The 16148-nt window shown below is 37.1% G+C and carries 15 protein-coding genes, 1 tRNA gene and 2 pseudogenes; 15 read left to right on the top strand and 3 right to left on the bottom strand.

The features are described 5' to 3' along the window. Positions 1–128 precede the first annotated feature (128 nt). The 8 genes and pseudogenes from MKL35_RS15405 to MKL35_RS15370 all read left to right on the top strand — a co-directional run bounded on the left by MKL35_RS15405 (position 129) and on the right by MKL35_RS15370 (position 6564). Complete coding sequence (locus MKL35_RS15405; protein WP_002048744.1) at positions 129–587, top strand: hypothetical protein; 459 nt, start codon at positions 129–131, stop codon at positions 585–587. A 293-nt stretch (positions 588–880) separates the two neighbouring features. After that, on the top strand, positions 881–1225 hold the full coding sequence (locus tag MKL35_RS15400; RefSeq protein ID WP_032012057.1) for a hypothetical protein: 345 nt from the start codon (positions 881–883) through the stop codon (positions 1223–1225). Positions 1226–1310: 85 nt separating this feature from the next. Beyond that, positions 1311–2417 carry a minor capsid protein gene (locus MKL35_RS15395; RefSeq protein WP_032012056.1) on the top strand — a complete coding sequence of 369 codons (1107 nt, stop codon included), beginning with the start codon at positions 1311–1313 and terminating at the stop codon, positions 2415–2417. 48 nt (positions 2418–2465) lie between these two features. After that, the gene (locus tag MKL35_RS15390; protein ID WP_004709761.1) at positions 2466–2789 is read left to right on the top strand and encodes a hypothetical protein; all 324 of its coding nucleotides are present in this window, start codon (positions 2466–2468) and stop codon (positions 2787–2789) included. Between the two features lie 347 nt (positions 2790–3136). Next, positions 3137–3898, top strand: coding sequence for a COG4705 family protein (locus MKL35_RS15385; RefSeq protein WP_032012055.1), 762 nt, complete (start codon positions 3137–3139; stop codon positions 3896–3898). Between the two features lie 348 nt (positions 3899–4246). Then, positions 4247–4396 (top strand): annotated as a pseudogene (locus MKL35_RS15380) (putative peptidoglycan-binding domain-containing protein); the annotation flags it as partial. 561 nt (positions 4397–4957) lie between these two features. Next, a complete protein-coding gene (locus MKL35_RS15375) occupies positions 4958–5551 on the top strand; it encodes a DUF4142 domain-containing protein (RefSeq protein WP_270914040.1) in 594 nt (197 codons plus the stop codon). Between the two features lie 383 nt (positions 5552–5934). Continuing rightward, positions 5935–6564: a glycine zipper gene (locus MKL35_RS15370; RefSeq protein WP_032012119.1), complete on the top strand. Its 630-nt coding sequence runs from the start codon at positions 5935–5937 to the stop codon at positions 6562–6564. Between the two features lie 141 nt (positions 6565–6705). On the opposite strand, the pseudogene MKL35_RS15365 reads toward MKL35_RS15370, so the two are convergent. The 3 genes and pseudogenes from MKL35_RS15365 to cysS all read right to left on the bottom strand — a co-directional run. Continuing rightward, a pseudogene (locus tag MKL35_RS15365) lies at positions 6706–6971 on the bottom strand (tyrosine-type recombinase/integrase); the annotation flags it as partial. A 143-nt stretch (positions 6972–7114) separates the two neighbouring features. Then, positions 7115–7190 (bottom strand) — tRNA-Gly (locus tag MKL35_RS15360). A 63-nt stretch (positions 7191–7253) separates the two neighbouring features. Continuing rightward, positions 7254–8675: a cysteine--tRNA ligase gene (gene cysS, locus MKL35_RS15355; RefSeq protein WP_002051061.1), complete on the bottom strand. Its 1422-nt coding sequence runs from the start codon at positions 8673–8675 to the stop codon at positions 7254–7256. Positions 8676–8888: 213 nt separating this feature from the next. Between cysS and MKL35_RS15350 the strand changes: the two genes are divergently transcribed. From MKL35_RS15350 to MKL35_RS15320, 7 genes are all read left to right on the top strand, one after another. Further along, the gene (locus MKL35_RS15350) at positions 8889–9866 is read left to right on the top strand and encodes a KpsF/GutQ family sugar-phosphate isomerase (protein WP_002051059.1); all 978 of its coding nucleotides are present in this window, start codon (positions 8889–8891) and stop codon (positions 9864–9866) included. A gap of 3 nt (positions 9867–9869) precedes the next feature. Next, entirely contained in the window at positions 9870–10409 is a 540-nt protein-coding gene (locus MKL35_RS15345) for a KdsC family phosphatase (RefSeq protein ID WP_004709751.1), read from the top strand. A 37-nt stretch (positions 10410–10446) separates the two neighbouring features. Then, positions 10447–10995 (top strand): LPS export ABC transporter periplasmic protein LptC, encoded by a 549-nt coding sequence (gene lptC / locus MKL35_RS15340; protein WP_002051045.1) that lies wholly within the window; start codon positions 10447–10449, stop codon positions 10993–10995. Continuing rightward, positions 10979–11527 carry a lipopolysaccharide transport periplasmic protein LptA gene (lptA, locus tag MKL35_RS15335; RefSeq protein ID WP_002051027.1) on the top strand — a complete coding sequence of 183 codons (549 nt, stop codon included), beginning with the start codon at positions 10979–10981 and terminating at the stop codon, positions 11525–11527. The genes lptC and lptA overlap by 17 nt, the downstream gene beginning before the upstream one ends. Further along, positions 11527–12273 (top strand): LPS export ABC transporter ATP-binding protein, encoded by a 747-nt coding sequence (lptB, locus tag MKL35_RS15330; protein ID WP_002051056.1) that lies wholly within the window; start codon positions 11527–11529, stop codon positions 12271–12273. The genes lptA and lptB overlap by 1 nt, the downstream gene beginning before the upstream one ends. Before the next feature lie 273 nt (positions 12274–12546). Further along, complete coding sequence (locus MKL35_RS15325; RefSeq protein WP_009498825.1) at positions 12547–14013, top strand: TolC family protein; 1467 nt, start codon at positions 12547–12549, stop codon at positions 14011–14013. Beyond that, on the top strand, positions 14010–16145 hold the full coding sequence (locus MKL35_RS15320) for a type I secretion system permease/ATPase (protein WP_002051058.1): 2136 nt from the start codon (positions 14010–14012) through the stop codon (positions 16143–16145). The genes MKL35_RS15325 and MKL35_RS15320 overlap by 4 nt, the downstream gene beginning before the upstream one ends. Positions 16146–16148 lie beyond the last annotated feature (3 nt).

Genomic DNA, 16148 nt, shown 5'->3' with positions numbered 1-16148 from the left:
TTTTACATAATATTGGTAATTTTTACATTGAAAGCTAATTTGATTTCACTCAATTACAATTAATTCTTCATAATCAAAATATGAATTTTTTTATTTTCAATTATTTATAAAAAATTGAGGAGGAAGAAATGCCAAAGTATTTAGCTATAGCGGATAAAGTATATAAGGAAATTAAAAAAGACAATTTATTTACGGACGATATGATTCAAAATTTGAATTGTTTAATTAGCCTGATTCGTAAAGCAATTAAAGGTACTGAGTTCAAACTTAAGTATAATTTTATAAATTTTGAAGAATGCCTAAATCAATTTAATAAAGAAAAATCAGTCCATATAGATTTAAGTTTGATGCCTAAGTTTAAAAATGAAGGCGAGTTTATTTTATGGCTGGCTGGTTTTATTGAACGAATGACGGTAGGCGGAAAGGAAAAGCTGCCTCCAATTTCAAACTATATTCCGAAAGACTTTAAAATGGATAAGACCGAGATTCCAGCAGCTGCTGAGCCAAGTAGAGAAGAAAATGCCGAGATGATTATTAATTACTTTAAATCTGAGGACTATATTAAAAATAGTAAACTGTCTTCATAAAATATAGAAGTATTCATCCACTATACTTCTATATCTCGCTGATAGAATTCAGCTACCGCCTTCTGGGGCGGTTTTTTTCTGTTAAAACCGTTAATAGTACATATTTATGCCAATTAAAAATGTCAGAAAATATGGAAATGTTTTATGAGAAAATATTAATGATATAAAAAATAGTAAGTTAAGCGATGAATTGTTATTTTTATTAAAATATTTTTCACATAAAAATACGCTTAAATTACGTATAGAAACATTTACTCGTACATAATTTCCAAAAAAAATAGGAAGATAACGAGATGAATGAGAATGCTGAACTCATTAAATATTTAGATATTGCTGAAAATGTATACGCCAATATTTATGAAAAGTACCAGATTACTGATAATCCGGTGACTAATCTTAATAGAGTCATGGCTGAAATTAGAAAAGAAGCTGAGCAAATCAATTTAAAACTAAAATATAGCAAAATTGATTTTGAAGAATGTTTAAGTAAGCCTCTTTCTGAAAGAGAGATAAAAGTTGACGTGAGCTTACTTCCGCGCTTTGAGTATCGTGATGAATTTATTTTATGGTTGGCCAATTTTATTGGAAATATTAGTGTTCAGAAAAAATTTATAAAACAAAATTACCAGTTTAATTAGCTTTTCAAATTTTTAGTTCCTTAAAATTTCTACAGATCAGCGTTATAAAAAAAATAATAAAGTACGCCTTTTAGAGGTAACTTTCATGAAGAATATTACTGAAAAAACGCTTTTTGATGTCTTCACACAACATCAAGCCTATCTTTATCGAGCATCTTCCAGATCGGTAAATGAGCTTTTTAGATTTTTTAATACTGAAACAATAGCTATGCTTGATCGTTTGGAGCATTTAATAAAAGAGCTTAATGATACTGAAAGGGCAGCTTTAGCAGGTGGAGAATACACAACTCGTCACCTTAAAAATATTCAACTTGTGATTTCAGATTGGTTTAATTCAATACGTGCTGTTCTACCAGAAATGTTTGCTCATTCGGCAACTAGTTTGGCTGTTTATGAATCAAATTATGTGGCTAAGTTATTTAGTAAAGTCGTTAAAGATTTAGAGGGAGAGCACCTCTATAAATTAATAAAACGAGTTCCATTAGCGGGGGGTGCCTTAGTTGATGAATCCTTAGCTCAAATTAGTGAGAATGCCCTGCAAAGAATTGAATATGCTATTCGCGATGGAATGAATACAGGTATGACACCTCAGCAAATTATTAGGCGTATTACCGGTACGAAACGCCTTAAGTATGAAGATGGATTGCTCAACAGTACCAGAATTGATATTGAGCGTATTGTCAGGACCCTACGGAGCCATATTTCAAATCAGGTCTATTTATATAACTTCAAAAAGTTTAATTTTGAATATGTCAGATTTGTGAGTGTACTTGATGGAAGGACTTCTAAAGTTTGTGCAGCCATTGACGGTTCAATTTGGAAATTGAATGATCCAGCGAAAAGGGTGCCACCTTTGCATCCCAATTGCCGGAGTATTCTGGTTCCTGTTAGTAAGGACGGAAGGCTTATTGGTAATCGATCTTTTATTATGGATGAAAGAAGGATGCGAGACATCCCTAAAGATGAACGGGCTCAATTAATGGGTCAAATAGATGCAGATATTTCCTTTAAAGAGTTTTTTAAACTGACCGATAATTTTTTCCAAAAAGAATGGTTAGGCCCTAAACGCTATAAATTATATAAAGAAGGGCAATTTGATTTTGAAAAATTCTTTGATCCTAAAGGCCGACTTTATACTTTGGATGAGCTAAGGGAGCTCGATGAGCGAACCTTTAAAATACTTGGGCTGTAATTTTAAAGGATAACTTGTTACCCTTGCGCGTGAAATTAAGGTGAGATTATGAAATTTATATTCCTCTTTATGAGCGCGATCACTCTTCCATGCTATGCTGCATCTGAAACTATGGAAACGCATTATTGTTATCTTGTGAAAAATGCTGCAAAAGGTGTTATGGATGCGAGACAACATGATGTACCAGTGATTGAACTACAAGAGATTGCTAGTCATCTTGAAGAAGCAGAGGCAAAAGAGCTTTATCAACAAATTATAGATACAGCGTATTCTTCTAAGTTATTTGAAGATCCTTTAACCAAAACAAAAGCTGTTGAAGACTTTCAAATGATATGGCATGAAAAATGTTTAGCGAAGAGTTCTATAAGCTAAGCTATATAAGTAAATAAGACCTGCTCATGGAGTAGGTTTTTTTATTTAATTCAAGCAAATAACAATAAAAGTATTAGAAAATAAAAACTATAGATGAAGTGAAATGTTATAAAAATGACTACCAAACTTGAGAGTAATAAAGAACAACTTAATATTTATGACATTAAGTTGAAAAAGTTTGTATAACAAAGTGTTTGCAACAAATTAAGAACTCAACCTTTCAATTAACAGGTCAAAGTATTCATTATTGGGGAACTTTGTAGTTTATTTTTACTCTTAATTTCAGCTTAAGGCTTGATCTTTTAGATATTGGCCAATCGGTGAGTATGTTTGGAGAACATACAGTGATGAGTCATGAAAGTTTATCTAAAAGTTTAAGTAAAGTTCCAGAAGTTACGTTACTGTTCTGGATCATTAAAATTGCTGCTACCACTTTAGGTGAAACTGCTGGAGATGCACTATCTATGTCCCTTAATTTGGGATATGTAATTAGTACAGTTATTTTCGCAGTGATATTTGCAGTTTTTGTTGGTTTGCAAATTAAAGCCAAAAAATACAATTCATTTTTTTATTGGGCGACCATTATTGCCACGACCACATTAGGAACAACAATTGCCGACTTTGTTGACCGAACTTTAGGTGTGGGTTATGCAGGGGGAAGTTTAATATTACTTATTTTATTAGGCCTATCTCTGTTTGTCTGGTATTTAAGCTGCGGCACAATTTCGGTAGAAAGTATTCAATCTGCTAAAAGTGAAGTCTTCTATTGGTTAACCATTATGTTCTCTCAAACATTAGGTACAGCACTAGGTGATTGGACTGCGGATACTCAAGGGTTAGGGTATACCAGCGCTGCTTTAATTTTTGGTACTTTGTTATTGGTTTTAGCAATCTGCTATTTCTATACCAAAATCTCAAGAACATTATTATTCTGGCTGGCCTTTGTTCTTACTCGACCGCTCGGAGCGGTTTTAGGTGATTTCCTCGATAAACCTATCGCGCATGGTGGATTAGAGCTAAGCAGATTTAGCGCATCTTTCGTTTTGTTGGCTTTTATTGTGGTCTGTTTAATGGTCTTTAAACCTAAAGCAGCAGAGACATCACATTAACTTAACTATTAAAAGAGGCTGCATTATTCTGTTGGAGGATGTGGTCTTTTTTTATTTGAGTGCAAAAGGTTAAATGAAATCTTGTTAACATTTTATTTTGGATGTAAAAAAGCCCTTGCTCGAAAGCTAAGGGCTTAGTCATTCATTGATCTAGCAATGAACTATATAAGGCTCATCTCATACTGAGGCCAGTATATATGAAATTGAGTCAATAAAGAAGGTGATGTATAGCATCTTGAAGAGCAACCAAGCCAAACAACTTTATCAAGAGCTTATCAAACCTCATGTTCTTCAAAGCTATTCGAAGGCTCTCTCATTAAGTCCAACGCTATCGAAAATTTCCAAACCACAACACTGGCTAAGCGCGGTAAAGAAGTAGAGAAGGTATTAGTTCGGGTTCTTAATATCATGCAAGGCCAACGTTACATCAAAATTTGTGAGCGAAATCCCACGCAGGAACAATTCTTTTATGGCTGGATTACTAACCGGATCGGCTAACATGAAAGTCTTCAATTGCAAGCGAACTAGATTGGCTTCATTGATTACAGTTCTGTGTATCCTGTTTTCAGGTTGCACAGCTCATACGATATCTACAAAAGTGCATGTCACTGTTTGTGTGCAGTGCGTGAATTAAAGTCTTTAGGAGAACGCTTTTTTCTAGATGGGCGAATAAATTAAATTGGTTTAAATTTTCTTTAAATATATTTAATTTTAGCTTTAGTATCTATAAGTTAATATAACGAGCTTTATTGTTATTTTCGTAAAAATAAAAAATAAAAATTGTTTTTAAGTTAATGTTTTTTAAAATTATATATATTTTATATTTACATTAATAAGATTGGATACAGAGGCATGATTCATTATTAAATTTATATCATCTACTTTAAATAAGCTATTTACCCTTTGCGAAAAATATTCAGCGAGCGGTATAAATATGTTTGATTGAAATAATGAATAAATAACCCCAACCTTGAATTTACAAGTAGGGATATAAATTGGAAATGTGAAAAAGCTACCCATAGGTAGAAATACTCATGAATTAAGTTAAAGGATATTGGTATGAAAGCTATTTTAACGAAGAAAATTATTAACTGCATCGCAATTAGTGGTGTTTTAAGCTTCAGTGCATTTGAGATTATGGCAGCGAATCAACAAACTATAAATGATGGGAAGAATCACTCTAAAATATTAAATGAAAACCATGAAAATTTGACTGATAGTCAAATTTTCAAGATATTAAGTACAGCTAATAATGGTGAAATTAAGCAGGCAAAAACTGCATTGCCAAAACTAAAAATGGATGAAGCTAAGAAATATGCTGAAATAATGATTAAAGAACATTCAGCCAATGAAAAAAATGCACAAGCCTTGGCAAGTCGATTACAGTTGATTTCACAAACCAGTAATCTTAGTGAATCATTGCAAAATGATAGTGATAAAATTGTTAGTAAGCTTAATCAAGTAACATCAGATACTGATAAAAATTACATGATGAGTCAAGTTAAAGTTCACCGTAAAGTTTTGACGATAATTGATAAGCAGTTAATACCAAACACGAAAAATTCTGAATTAAAAAATATGCTCGTACAAACAGGTGATGCTGTTGCGAAACACCTAAAAGCAGCTGAAGATATATTTAAAAAGATAAAATAATATACAATTATTATCTTTAAAAAATACATTTAAAAAAGCCTAGTATTAATTAACTAGGCTTTTTAAAATTGCATATACATAAAATCATAATTTCCTTCAGAGCAGTGTAAAACTAGAATGTTATGGGTAATGTTTAATCTAGCGAAATATAATGATTATGGGATAAAGAATGATATAATTGTGAAGACTATTTGAATAAGAATTTTTATTGATGAGAAATACTTTTTATTAATTAATAACATCTCCTTACTTAATAGGGGTATTTGTGAAACATAGCTAAACTAAAGGTGAATTATAATAATTGTCAAGCATATTTCAAAAGTTCTTTTAATATTCTAGCTCTTTTGAAAGATACTAGATTTTAAAATATAGGGAGTAAGAAAATGGTAAATACAAAACAATCAAATTCAATTGGTAATCATACGACTCAAAAAGAGCCATCTTCTAATAGTAATGTATCAAATAGCAAACCATTACAAGACATTTCATCCACAATTGATAATGCTCGTCCAGATTTAAACTCTCCACCGACTAATAACAATCATGTACCCGATATGAATGAAGGTGGAGAGAATTTGGTTGCTACAGGTGCAGGAACCTTGGGAGGAGCGGCGGTAGGTGCTGCATTTGGTGTTGTTGGGGGCCCTCCAGGTGCTGTTGTTGGGGGGATTATTGGTGGTGTGGTGGGAGCAATAGCAGGTAATGATATAGCTCAAACAAATAATCAAAAAGATGATAGTAATGACTGGCAAGAAGAAGATAATTATTGGCGAGAAAACTATAAAAAAATGCCATATTATACTGAAGACAAGAATCTAGAATATGATCGTGATTATCGAGCGGCTTATCGTTTAGGTTATGAAAATCGTGTAGATAATAATGCAGAAATTAATTTTTCCGAGGTTGAATCTAAATTGAAAACTAAATGGGAACAAGTTAAAGGCAGTTCACGTTTACAGTGGGAGGAAGCTAAATTTGCTGTAGAAGATGGATTGAAAAAAATTCATCCTTAAGTCATTTAATACTTAGAAAGTCTCCTCAATGGGGGAGACTTTGCGATAATATACTTTTAAGCTAATTTTTAATTTCAATATCAATAAAAACTTAATGATGGGTTTAATCATAAAATATTAATTATATTTTCATTATTCTTTTTTCTTTAGACATTTAAGCATTTGAACAATTAAGCGGGCGCTCTTCATTTTTCTGCCTTCTTCTTGATAGTACTGTTCAAAAAGGGCATAAAAGGAGATATGGATTTTTCAGACTCAGGATTAGCCTGTTCAGATTGTAATTCTAATAATTTTTTAGTGGCCCATTGTTCACACTCACTCGCAGTATCTCGAGTAGTTGTATAACGTTTGCCTAAATAACGGACAGTGATACGCCACGTGTCTCCGCGCTTAACTGGCTTTTGCATAATAACACTCCAAATTTCGTGGTGTTGCAACGGAAATATAAAGCGTTTTTTAATGCGAATTTTGACTATTTTGAGTAGTCAAAGCTAACCAATAGACAATAAAAAACCACATAATTCTTTCGAATTAAGTGGTTTTTGAATTTTGGAGCGGGAAACGAGACTCGAACTCGCGACCCCAACCTTGGCAAGGTTATGCTCTACCAACTGAGCTATTCCCGCAATGTGAGCACATTATAGAGTGTTTCATTAAAGTGTCAACACTCTTGTGATCTAATTGAACGTTTAATCAGCACGGCGCCAAACTGTACCTTGACGGGTGTCTTCGAGAACTACACCTTGCTCAAGTAAAGACTGACGAATAGCATCTGCCTTCGCAAAGTCTTTAGCTTTTTTAGCATCAACACGTTGTTGAATGAAATCTTCAATTTCAGCATCAGACAAAGCAAGCGCTTCTTGTCCAATATCTGATTTTAAGAAATCATCTACATTGTGTTGTACCAAACCTAAAATGTTGGTGAGGTGACGTAATGTCGAATAAAGCACAGCCGCTTGGTCAGCTTGTTCTTCTTTTACAGCACGGTTTAACTCTTTGTTGAGTTCAAACAATACAGCCATTGCTTCAGCCGTATTGAAATCATCACACATTGCATTGTTAAAACGTTCAATAAAGCTGTGATCAAGCGTTTCAGTTGTCGTTTGACCATATACTTGTTGATAAGCTTTAAATGAATGATAGAAGCGAGTTAAAGAAGTTTTTGCTTCTTTAAGCGCTACATCAGAAAAGTTCACAGGGCTACGGTAGTGTGAAGACACAATAAAATAGCGGATCACTTCAGGGTGGAACTTCTCCATCACGTCACGAATCGTAAAGAAGTTGCCTAAAGACTTAGACATCTTTTCACCATCAACGTTAATAAAGCCAACATGCATCCAGTAATTCACATACTGCTCACCAGTTGAGGCTTCACTTTGTGCAATTTCATTTTCATGGTGTGGGAACATTAAATCTGAACCACCACCATGAATGTCAAAGTGGTTACCTAGGCAGCAAGTTGACATTGCAGAACATTCGATGTGCCAACCCGGACGGCCATTACCCCAAGGGGATGCCCAAGACGGTTCATTTTCTTTGGCATGTTTCCAAAGCACAAAGTCAAAAGGATGTTTCTTTTCAACTTCAACATCAACACGCTCACTCGCGCCAGCTTGCATGTCATCAAGCTTACGACCAGAGAGGCGACCATACTTTTCAAATTTGGTGACTTCAAAATAAACATCGCCGTTTGAAGCAGGGTAAGCAGCGCCTTTATTGACCAGATTGCCAATCATGTTTTGCATCTGGTCAATATATTCAGTCGCTTTAGGTGCTTCATCTGGTGCCAAACAGCCTAAGTTCGCTGCATCTTCATTCATAGCATCGATGAAACGAGTGGTGAGCTGTTGAATCGTTTCACCATTTTCATTCGCACGTTTGATGATTTTGTCGTCAATGTCGGTAATGTTGCGAATGTAGCGAACTTTCCAGCCTTGACTGCGCAAGAATCGGATAATGTAGTCAAATGCAACCATAACTCGAGCATGCCCGATATGACAGTAGTCGTAAACGGTCATACCGCAGACGTACATATCGATGTGACCTTCTTTGCGAGGTACAAATTCAACTTTTTTTCGTTGCTCAGAGTTATATAAAACAAACGGTTGCATAAGGGTTTTCAAACACTCAACAAAAATAGTGTTACATCATAACTGATGCATCATTTTTAACAAAGTTTTATGCATGAATTTTATAAGCTTGTGAAATCTTATACATTTAAAAACGTGTAACTGATTGAGTTATGCTAGAATGCCCCCAAATCTTTTGATTAAAATCACCGATCTCAACCAGAGATCAGATCAATTATTTTGAGTCAAACTCGTATGCCTAATCCTACAGATTTCCAAAGCAGTGCATTAGCTACATTGCGTATTGAGCAACAAGCCATAGATGTATTAGCAACACAAATTGATGACCGTTTTAACCGTGCTTGCGAAGTACTGTTGCAGTGTAAAGGTCGTGTTGTGATTACTGGCATGGGTAAATCTGGGCATATTGGTCGAAAAATGGCGGCAACATTTGCCTCTACAGGTACGCCGTCTTTCTTTATGCATCCTGGTGAAGCGGGCCATGGCGATTTAGGTATGCTGGTTCGCGGTGATGTACTTATTGCAATTTCCAACTCAGGAAAAAGCGATGAAATCATGATGCTTATGCCGCTTATTAAACATCTCGGCGTACCGATGATTACGATTAGTCGTGATGATAAAGGTCCAATGCCGCAAAATGCTGATATCGCTTTAACTCTAGGTGAGTCGGATGAAGCTTGCCCTTTAGGCTTGGCTCCTACTTCAAGTACGACAGCGACTTTGGTTTTAGGCGATGCTTTAGCGGTTGCTTTGCTTGAAGCACGCGGTTTTACTGCTGATGATTTTGCACGTTCGCATCCAGCAGGGGCATTAGGTAAGCGTTTACTTTTACATGTAAAACATTTAATGCATACAGGTGACGAGTTACCAAAAGTTTCACCTGAGACTCCAATGAATCAAGTGCTTTACGAGATTTCAAATAAGCGTTTAGGTTTAACGACAATTGTTGATGAACAAGACCACTTGCTTGGTATTTTTACAGATGGAGACTTACGTCGTCTCATCGATAAACAGCAAGGGTTTGATGTGAATTTACCTGTGTCTGAGGTCATGACCAAAAAACCGTCAACTATTTCTCAAGAAGCACGTGCTGTAGAAGCGTTACAACAACTTAACCAGAAAAAAATCAGTCAGTTTGTAGTGGTCGACGACCAAAATAAAGTGATTGGTGTAATTAGTATGCATGATCTTATTCAGGCAGGGGTGAATTAATCCATGGCATCGTATGCATTGTTAGAACAAGCACGTCATTTGCAGGCATTGGTTCTGGATGTTGATGGTATTTTGAGTGATGGCTTTGTGACGTTAACCAACACGGGCGATGAAATTAAATCATTCGATATCCGTGATGGTTTGGGCATGAAACTTGCGCAACAAGCGGGTATGAAAGTCATCATTATTACTGGTCGAAAAAGTAATATTGTTGATAAACGCATGTCTGATTTGGGGGTAGACCTCGTTTTTCAGGGTCGTGAAGACAAAGGCTCAGCACTTCGTGAAGCATGTGCACAGTTTAATATTTTGCCTTCAGATTGCTTATATATGGGCGATGATTGGCCAGATCTTTCAGCATTTGCGATTGCAGGAATGAGTGTTACCGTTCCAAACGGACATGAAGAAGTGCGCCGCCGTGCGCACTTAGTGACCCAAGCAATGGGTGGTCGTGGAGCTGTTCGTGAAGTCTGTGATATGTTGCTGATCGCAAAAGGCATTTACCAAGAACTTCTTGAAAAATATCTTGCAGTACCGCATTAATAACAAGATTACTTAAAAAGGTAGGCTATTCCTGCTCATGGATACCAGAGTTTTATATATTGTTGCTGTAGTAGTTGCTGCTGTGAGTGGTGGTTATTACTACTATAGTGGCAAGGCAAAAAAACTGGACATTGGTTCGGCGAAGAATATGACGTATTCGGCGCAGGGCGTCCATTTGACTCAAACTGATGACAAAGGCAATTTGTATATTCGTGCTGAAGTTCGTCAGCTTGAGCAGGATATGCAACAAAAAACGTCAAAGTTGGATCAGCTTAACGCCTCTATGTATAAATTAGGTAAAGTTGATGCAACATTCTTTGCTAAACAAGCTTATGGATATGATGATAATCAAAAGGTTGTGTTATCGGGCGATGTGGTCGCAACCAAGATTGCACCTCAAGGAACTATTGAGTTCCAAACCGATGAACTAACAGGTTATCCAAAAACCAGAGACATTGAAACAAACCATCAAGTGGTTGTTCAGTCTCCACAAGGCGAGTTTGTGAGTAAAGGATTAAAAGGCAATTTGAATAACGGTCAGTACGAATTTTTTAATATTCGAGGAAAGTATGCACCAAAGTCTTAATTTAAAACGTTCTTCAGCTTTCCTAAAACAAGCTGCGGTAATTACATTCGTTGCTTTATCATCTGCTTCGACTTTTGCTTTGCCGTCTGACCGTAATCAACAAATTTCATTGGTCGCAGACCGTGCAACTTATAATGACAAAACTGGTTTGACCACTTACACGGGTAATGTTGTGATTGAGCAAGGTACGATGAAGCTTCAAGCTGACTCAATTGTTGCCAATCTAAACTCGAAACGTGAAATTCAAGTGATTACTGCCAAAGGCCGACCAGCTAAGTTCCAACAGCAAATCAATGCCAATAAAGGTGTTGCACGTGGTGAAGGGCAAACGATTGTCTATAATGCAGATACAGGCATTATTACTCTGTCTGGCGGCGCATACTTATACCAAGATGGTTCAAGTATTCGTGGTAACTCTCTGAAATATAGTATGAATAAAGGTGATGTTGAAGCTCAAGGTTCTTCTTCAAACCGTGTACAAATTATTATTCCACCTTCAAGTTCTAAAAGTTTCCCAGGAGCGCGTGACTAATGCAGCAAGCTCTTCAACAACCGCAAACTTTGTGTATTAAGCACTTAGCCAAAAACTATAGTAAGCGTTGGGTTGTCAAAGACGTCTCTTTTAGTATGCAAAGTGGACAGATTGTTGGTTTGCTTGGTCCTAACGGTGCCGGAAAAACGACCAGTTTCTATATGGTCGTTGGGCTTGTGCGTATGGATAAGGGCGAGATTCATCTTGATGACCTCGATATGTCAGACTTAGCGATGCATGAGCGTGCGCGTAAAGGTATTGGTTATTTACCTCAAGAAGCTTCTATCTTTAGAAAGTTGACGATTGCTGAAAATATTATGTCGATCTTAGAGACGCGTAAAGATTTGAATAAGCAACAACGCCAACAACGTCTTCATGAGTTGTTAAACGACTTTAAAATTAGTCATATTAAAGATTCATTAGGAATGAGTGTATCGGGTGGTGAACGCCGCCGTGCGGAAATTGCGCGTGCTTTGGCAGCAGACCCTAAATTTATGCTATTGGATGAGCCATTTGCGGGTGTCGATCCAATTTCAGTGGGCGATATTAAAGATATTATCCAAACATTAAAAGATCGTGGTATTGGTGTACTCATTACCGATCACAACGTTCGTGAAACTTTGGCAATCTGTGAACGTGCTTATATTGTAAGTGAAGGCTCGGTAATTGCTGAAGGCACACCGCAAGAAATTTTAGACAATGAACAGGTACGTAAAGTCTATTTGGGTGATGATTTTACAGTTTAATTAAAGTCATTAATCTAATTGGTTAAAAAGAGGTCAAGGCCTCTTTTTTGTTTTTTGATGTTTTATAAATAAAAACAATTACATATACCACTCATTTAATAAAAAAATAATGTGTGATTTATTCGACCAATTATGCTGTTTTCGTTGAAAAACTATGTAGAATGGAGATGCTTTTAAACGATAACAAACAAGATCAACAAGATAAGCATGATTGGATATAACCAGAAAAGAGTGAAAGGGAAATGTAGAAAGCAGGCTTTCCTGAAAGGGCTGATGCTTTTAAGTACACTACATGTTCCTGTTGTGATATACGCTGCTAAACCAAGTGAGCAATACCACACCCTGAAAGAAAACTTGTCACAACTTTTTGTCCCTAAAAGTAGTGATGATTTTAAAGTTGCCAAGATGCACGAGCTTAGTAATTTCAAGCTAGATCGTTCTATTGTGCAGGAATTTCCAACTGTTCAACTTAATGATAAGTCGGCTTCATCTTTTTCCAACTTGCCATCTCGAACGATGACATTGCAAGATGCGGTAAAAATTGCCATTCAGCGTAGTCCAGATATTTCACAATCTATTGCAACTTTAGCAGGTCAAAATTCAGGAGTTGACGTTGCTAAAGCCGGTTACTATCCCCAGCTGGCTGGAGGAATTTCAACTGGTGATTTAAGCACTGGCGAGCGTGGTAGGCAGCTACTCACTTTAAGTGCTACTCAAATGCTCTATGACTTTGGTAAGGTCAAATCAGGTGTGAATGTTGAACAGGCTAAAGTTCAGGTTGAACAAGCGAATGTTTTAGTCAGTGTTGATACTCTAGCTTTGGATGTTGCGCAAACTATTGTGAATATTCAGCGTTATCTTCAACTTAATAAAATTGCTGAGCAGCAAATTGCCGGTATTCAACGCATTCAAGACATTGCTAATCTACGAGCAAACGCCGGTGTCGCGAGTCAGGCAGATCCAATTCAGGCGCAATCATACTTACAAGCAGCGCAGTCGACCTTAATTGCGCAGCAATCATTGTTACGTCAATATCAACAGCATTTAAGAACGTTACTCGGCGCAGATGTTACTCGCACTGGATGGATTATTTCCGAAGACCTTGTGAAGCAATCTGACCTTTATGGTGAGCCTGAGTTTAATACTATTCCTAAAATGATTGCCGCACAGGCAAGTGTAGAGGTTGCTAAAGCACAAAAAGAACAAACCCGTTTAACACGTTATCCGACCTTAGCTGTTAAAGGCTCGGTCAGTCAGGCGATTAATGGTAAAAATCCAAATAATGATAAGGATGATGGCTTATATAGTTCAGTCATGTTGGAAGCAACAAGTCAGTTTTATCAAGGTGGTGCAACCGCTTCACAAGTAAAAATGGCAAGTTATGCTGAAGAAGCGGCTAAATCTAAAGTCAATTCCGTTTATCTGGATGTGCTGGATCAAATTAGAACAAGTCGTGAACAAATTGAAAATAAACAACGTCAAATGCAGGTTTTGGCAAGTCGCCAAGCAACGACGGTTCGTACACGTGAACTCTACCAAGAGCAATATAAGCTCGGTACCCGTTCACTGGTCGATTTATTAAATGCTGAACAAGCCATTCATAGTGCCAACTCAGAACTCGAATCAGCACGTTATGACATTTATAACAGCATTGTTCAATACATTGCAGCAACAGGACGTTCCCGCCAAGCCTATGGCTTAAATAATATTTCAATTCAGGGGTTCGAAGTACAACCATGATGACAAAAATAAATTACCAGCCTTGGTTACAGGCGGTCTTAACTATTGCCAAACACTACCGAATCGAACCGTCAGAAGAAAGAATTCGTTTACAACTCGACTGGAACCAAAACCAGAATCTAGATGATGTCTTGCAATTAATGACGCGTCAGGTCGGTCTTAATCTTCGTAAAGCACCATTTTCTTTAGACTTATTAAACCCATGGCGTTTACCGGTTATGGTGGAGTTTAATGATGGACAAGTCGGTGTAATCGATAAAGCAGATACGCAAGGTAATGTGAGCATTCAGTTTAGTGGAGATCAAGGTCTTTCACAAAACTTATCTTTAGACGTTCTAAAAACGACACTTAAAAATGTCTATATTTTACGCCCTGAAACGTCTATTCCAGATGCCCGTATTGATGAATATATCAAGCCATACGAAGCCAACTGGTTCTGGTCCATCGTTTTAAGAGACTGGAAACGGTATATCGATATTATGTTTGCCTCTTTAATTGCCAATATTTTGGCATTGGCAACCATTATTTTCTCAATGCAAGTCTATGACCGTGTTGTGCCATCTCAGTCAATCCCAACCTTATGGGTGCTGGCAGGTGGTGTACTCATTGCGGCTCTTTTCGAGTTTACCTTACGCGTTTCGAGAGTGTATTTATCCGATATTATTGGTAAGCGTGCCGACTTACGTGTCTCAGACCGTGTATTTGGCCATGCTTTACGTATCAAAAATAAAGACCGCTCTAAATCTACCGGTAGTTTTATTTCCCAGATTCGTGAACTCGAAGGTGTTCGTGAGTTGGTAACCTCAACTACTATTAGTGCAATTGCCGATTTCCCATTCTTTTTCTTGTTCCTGATTATCTTTGCGATTATTGGAGGAAAATTATTCTGGGTTATGTTGCTTGTTGTGCCGCTTATGATTTTGCCGGGTGTTCTGGTACAAAAGAAATTGGCTCAACTTGCACAAGAAGGTATGAGAGAGTCTTCAATTCGTAACGCAATACTTGTAGAAGCAGTACAGGGTATTGAAGACATCAAGTTATTACGTGCTGAATCACGTTTCCAAAACCAATGGAACCACATGAATGAAGTTTCAGCCGACATTGGTATGAGACAGCGTAAAATTGTGGGTACTTTAATGGCTTGGACCCAAATGGTTCAGGGTTTAACTTACGCTATTGTGGTTTTAGTTGGCTGTTTTGCGGTAATGGATGGGGAAATGACCACGGGTGCGCTCGTTGCGTGTTCAATTCTTTCTTCACGTATGTTGGCACCGATTGCCCAAATTACAGGGGTATTAGGTCGTTTACAGCAAGCAAAAGTTGCTAAACAAAGTCTTGATGAACTCATGCAACGCCCAATTGATCAGGCTGATCGTGCACATTTGGTTCATAAAGCTGTTTTAAACGGTAATTACGAATTAAAAAATGTCATGTTCCAATACGGGGATGATGACCCAAAACCAAGTCTGGCAATTCGCCATTTGCAAATACGTGCGGGTGAAAAGATTGCAATTTTAGGTCGTAATGGAGCAGGTAAATCGACATTACTTCAACTCTTATCTGGCATGCAATCTCCGACTCAAGGTGCTGTGCATCTAGACGGTTTAGATCTGTCTTTAATTGACCCATCCGATGTACGTCGTGATATGGGATTACTCAACCAGAATGCTCATTTATTTTACGGAACAATCCGTGAAAACCTGACCTTAGGTGCACCACTTGCAACCGATGAAGATATTCTTCGTGCTTTGGTCGTGACAGGTGCATTACCTTTCATTCAAGAGAAAAAAGAAGGGCTGGATCACCTCATTTTAGAAGGTGGTGTCGGTTTCTCTGGTGGTCAAAAACAAGCTTTATTACTTGCACGTTTATTAATACGTCAACCAAATATTCTATTACTCGATGAACCAACAGCAGCCATTGATGATGTTGCCGAGAAGCAACTCATTGATCATCTTAAAGGATGGTTGGCGCATCGGACATTGATTGTGGCAACACACCGCCGCGCTGTTTTAGAACTGGTCGATCGTATTATTGTCGTGAATGAGGGCAAGATCGTGATGGATGGACCAAGAGATCAAGTACTTAATCAATCAACAGCCCAACAAAAACAAGTAAGCCAAGGGGGATAATTC

Origin of the sequence: Acinetobacter sp. AOR41_HL (assembly GCF_027854645.1) — a bacterium.
In the GTDB taxonomy this organism is placed as follows: Bacteria; Pseudomonadota; Gammaproteobacteria; order Pseudomonadales; family Moraxellaceae; genus Acinetobacter; species Acinetobacter nosocomialis.
This window is presented reverse-complemented; position numbering and strand designations above follow the sequence as displayed.

What these genes read in the sequence shown, in the direction of transcription:
- MKL35_RS15345 (WP_004709751.1), top strand. Translation starts at nt 9,870, where the DNA reads ATGGCATCGTATGCATTGTTAGAACAAGCACGTCATTTGCAGGCATTG.
- lptC (WP_002051045.1), top strand. Translation starts at nt 10,447, where the DNA reads ATGGATACCAGAGTTTTATATATTGTTGCTGTAGTAGTTGCTGCTGTG.
- MKL35_RS15375 (WP_270914040.1), top strand. Translation starts at nt 4,958, where the DNA reads ATGAAAGCTATTTTAACGAAGAAAATTATTAACTGCATCGCAATTAGT.
- cysS (WP_002051061.1), bottom strand. Translation starts at nt 8,675, where the DNA reads ATGCAACCGTTTGTTTTATATAACTCTGAGCAACGAAAAAAAGTTGAA.
- MKL35_RS15350 (WP_002051059.1), top strand. Translation starts at nt 8,889, where the DNA reads ATGCCTAATCCTACAGATTTCCAAAGCAGTGCATTAGCTACATTGCGT.
- MKL35_RS15400 (WP_032012057.1), top strand. Translation starts at nt 881, where the DNA reads ATGAATGAGAATGCTGAACTCATTAAATATTTAGATATTGCTGAAAAT.
- MKL35_RS15405 (WP_002048744.1), top strand. Translation starts at nt 129, where the DNA reads ATGCCAAAGTATTTAGCTATAGCGGATAAAGTATATAAGGAAATTAAA.
- MKL35_RS15390 (WP_004709761.1), top strand. Translation starts at nt 2,466, where the DNA reads ATGAAATTTATATTCCTCTTTATGAGCGCGATCACTCTTCCATGCTAT.
- MKL35_RS15320 (WP_002051058.1), top strand. Translation starts at nt 14,010, where the DNA reads ATGATGACAAAAATAAATTACCAGCCTTGGTTACAGGCGGTCTTAACT.
- MKL35_RS15395 (WP_032012056.1), top strand. Translation starts at nt 1,311, where the DNA reads ATGAAGAATATTACTGAAAAAACGCTTTTTGATGTCTTCACACAACAT.
- MKL35_RS15370 (WP_032012119.1), top strand. Translation starts at nt 5,935, where the DNA reads ATGGTAAATACAAAACAATCAAATTCAATTGGTAATCATACGACTCAA.
- MKL35_RS15325 (WP_009498825.1), top strand. Translation starts at nt 12,547, where the DNA reads ATGCTTTTAAGTACACTACATGTTCCTGTTGTGATATACGCTGCTAAA.
- MKL35_RS15385 (WP_032012055.1), top strand. Translation starts at nt 3,137, where the DNA reads ATGAGTCATGAAAGTTTATCTAAAAGTTTAAGTAAAGTTCCAGAAGTT.
- lptA (WP_002051027.1), top strand. Translation starts at nt 10,979, where the DNA reads ATGCACCAAAGTCTTAATTTAAAACGTTCTTCAGCTTTCCTAAAACAA.
- lptB (WP_002051056.1), top strand. Translation starts at nt 11,527, where the DNA reads ATGCAGCAAGCTCTTCAACAACCGCAAACTTTGTGTATTAAGCACTTA.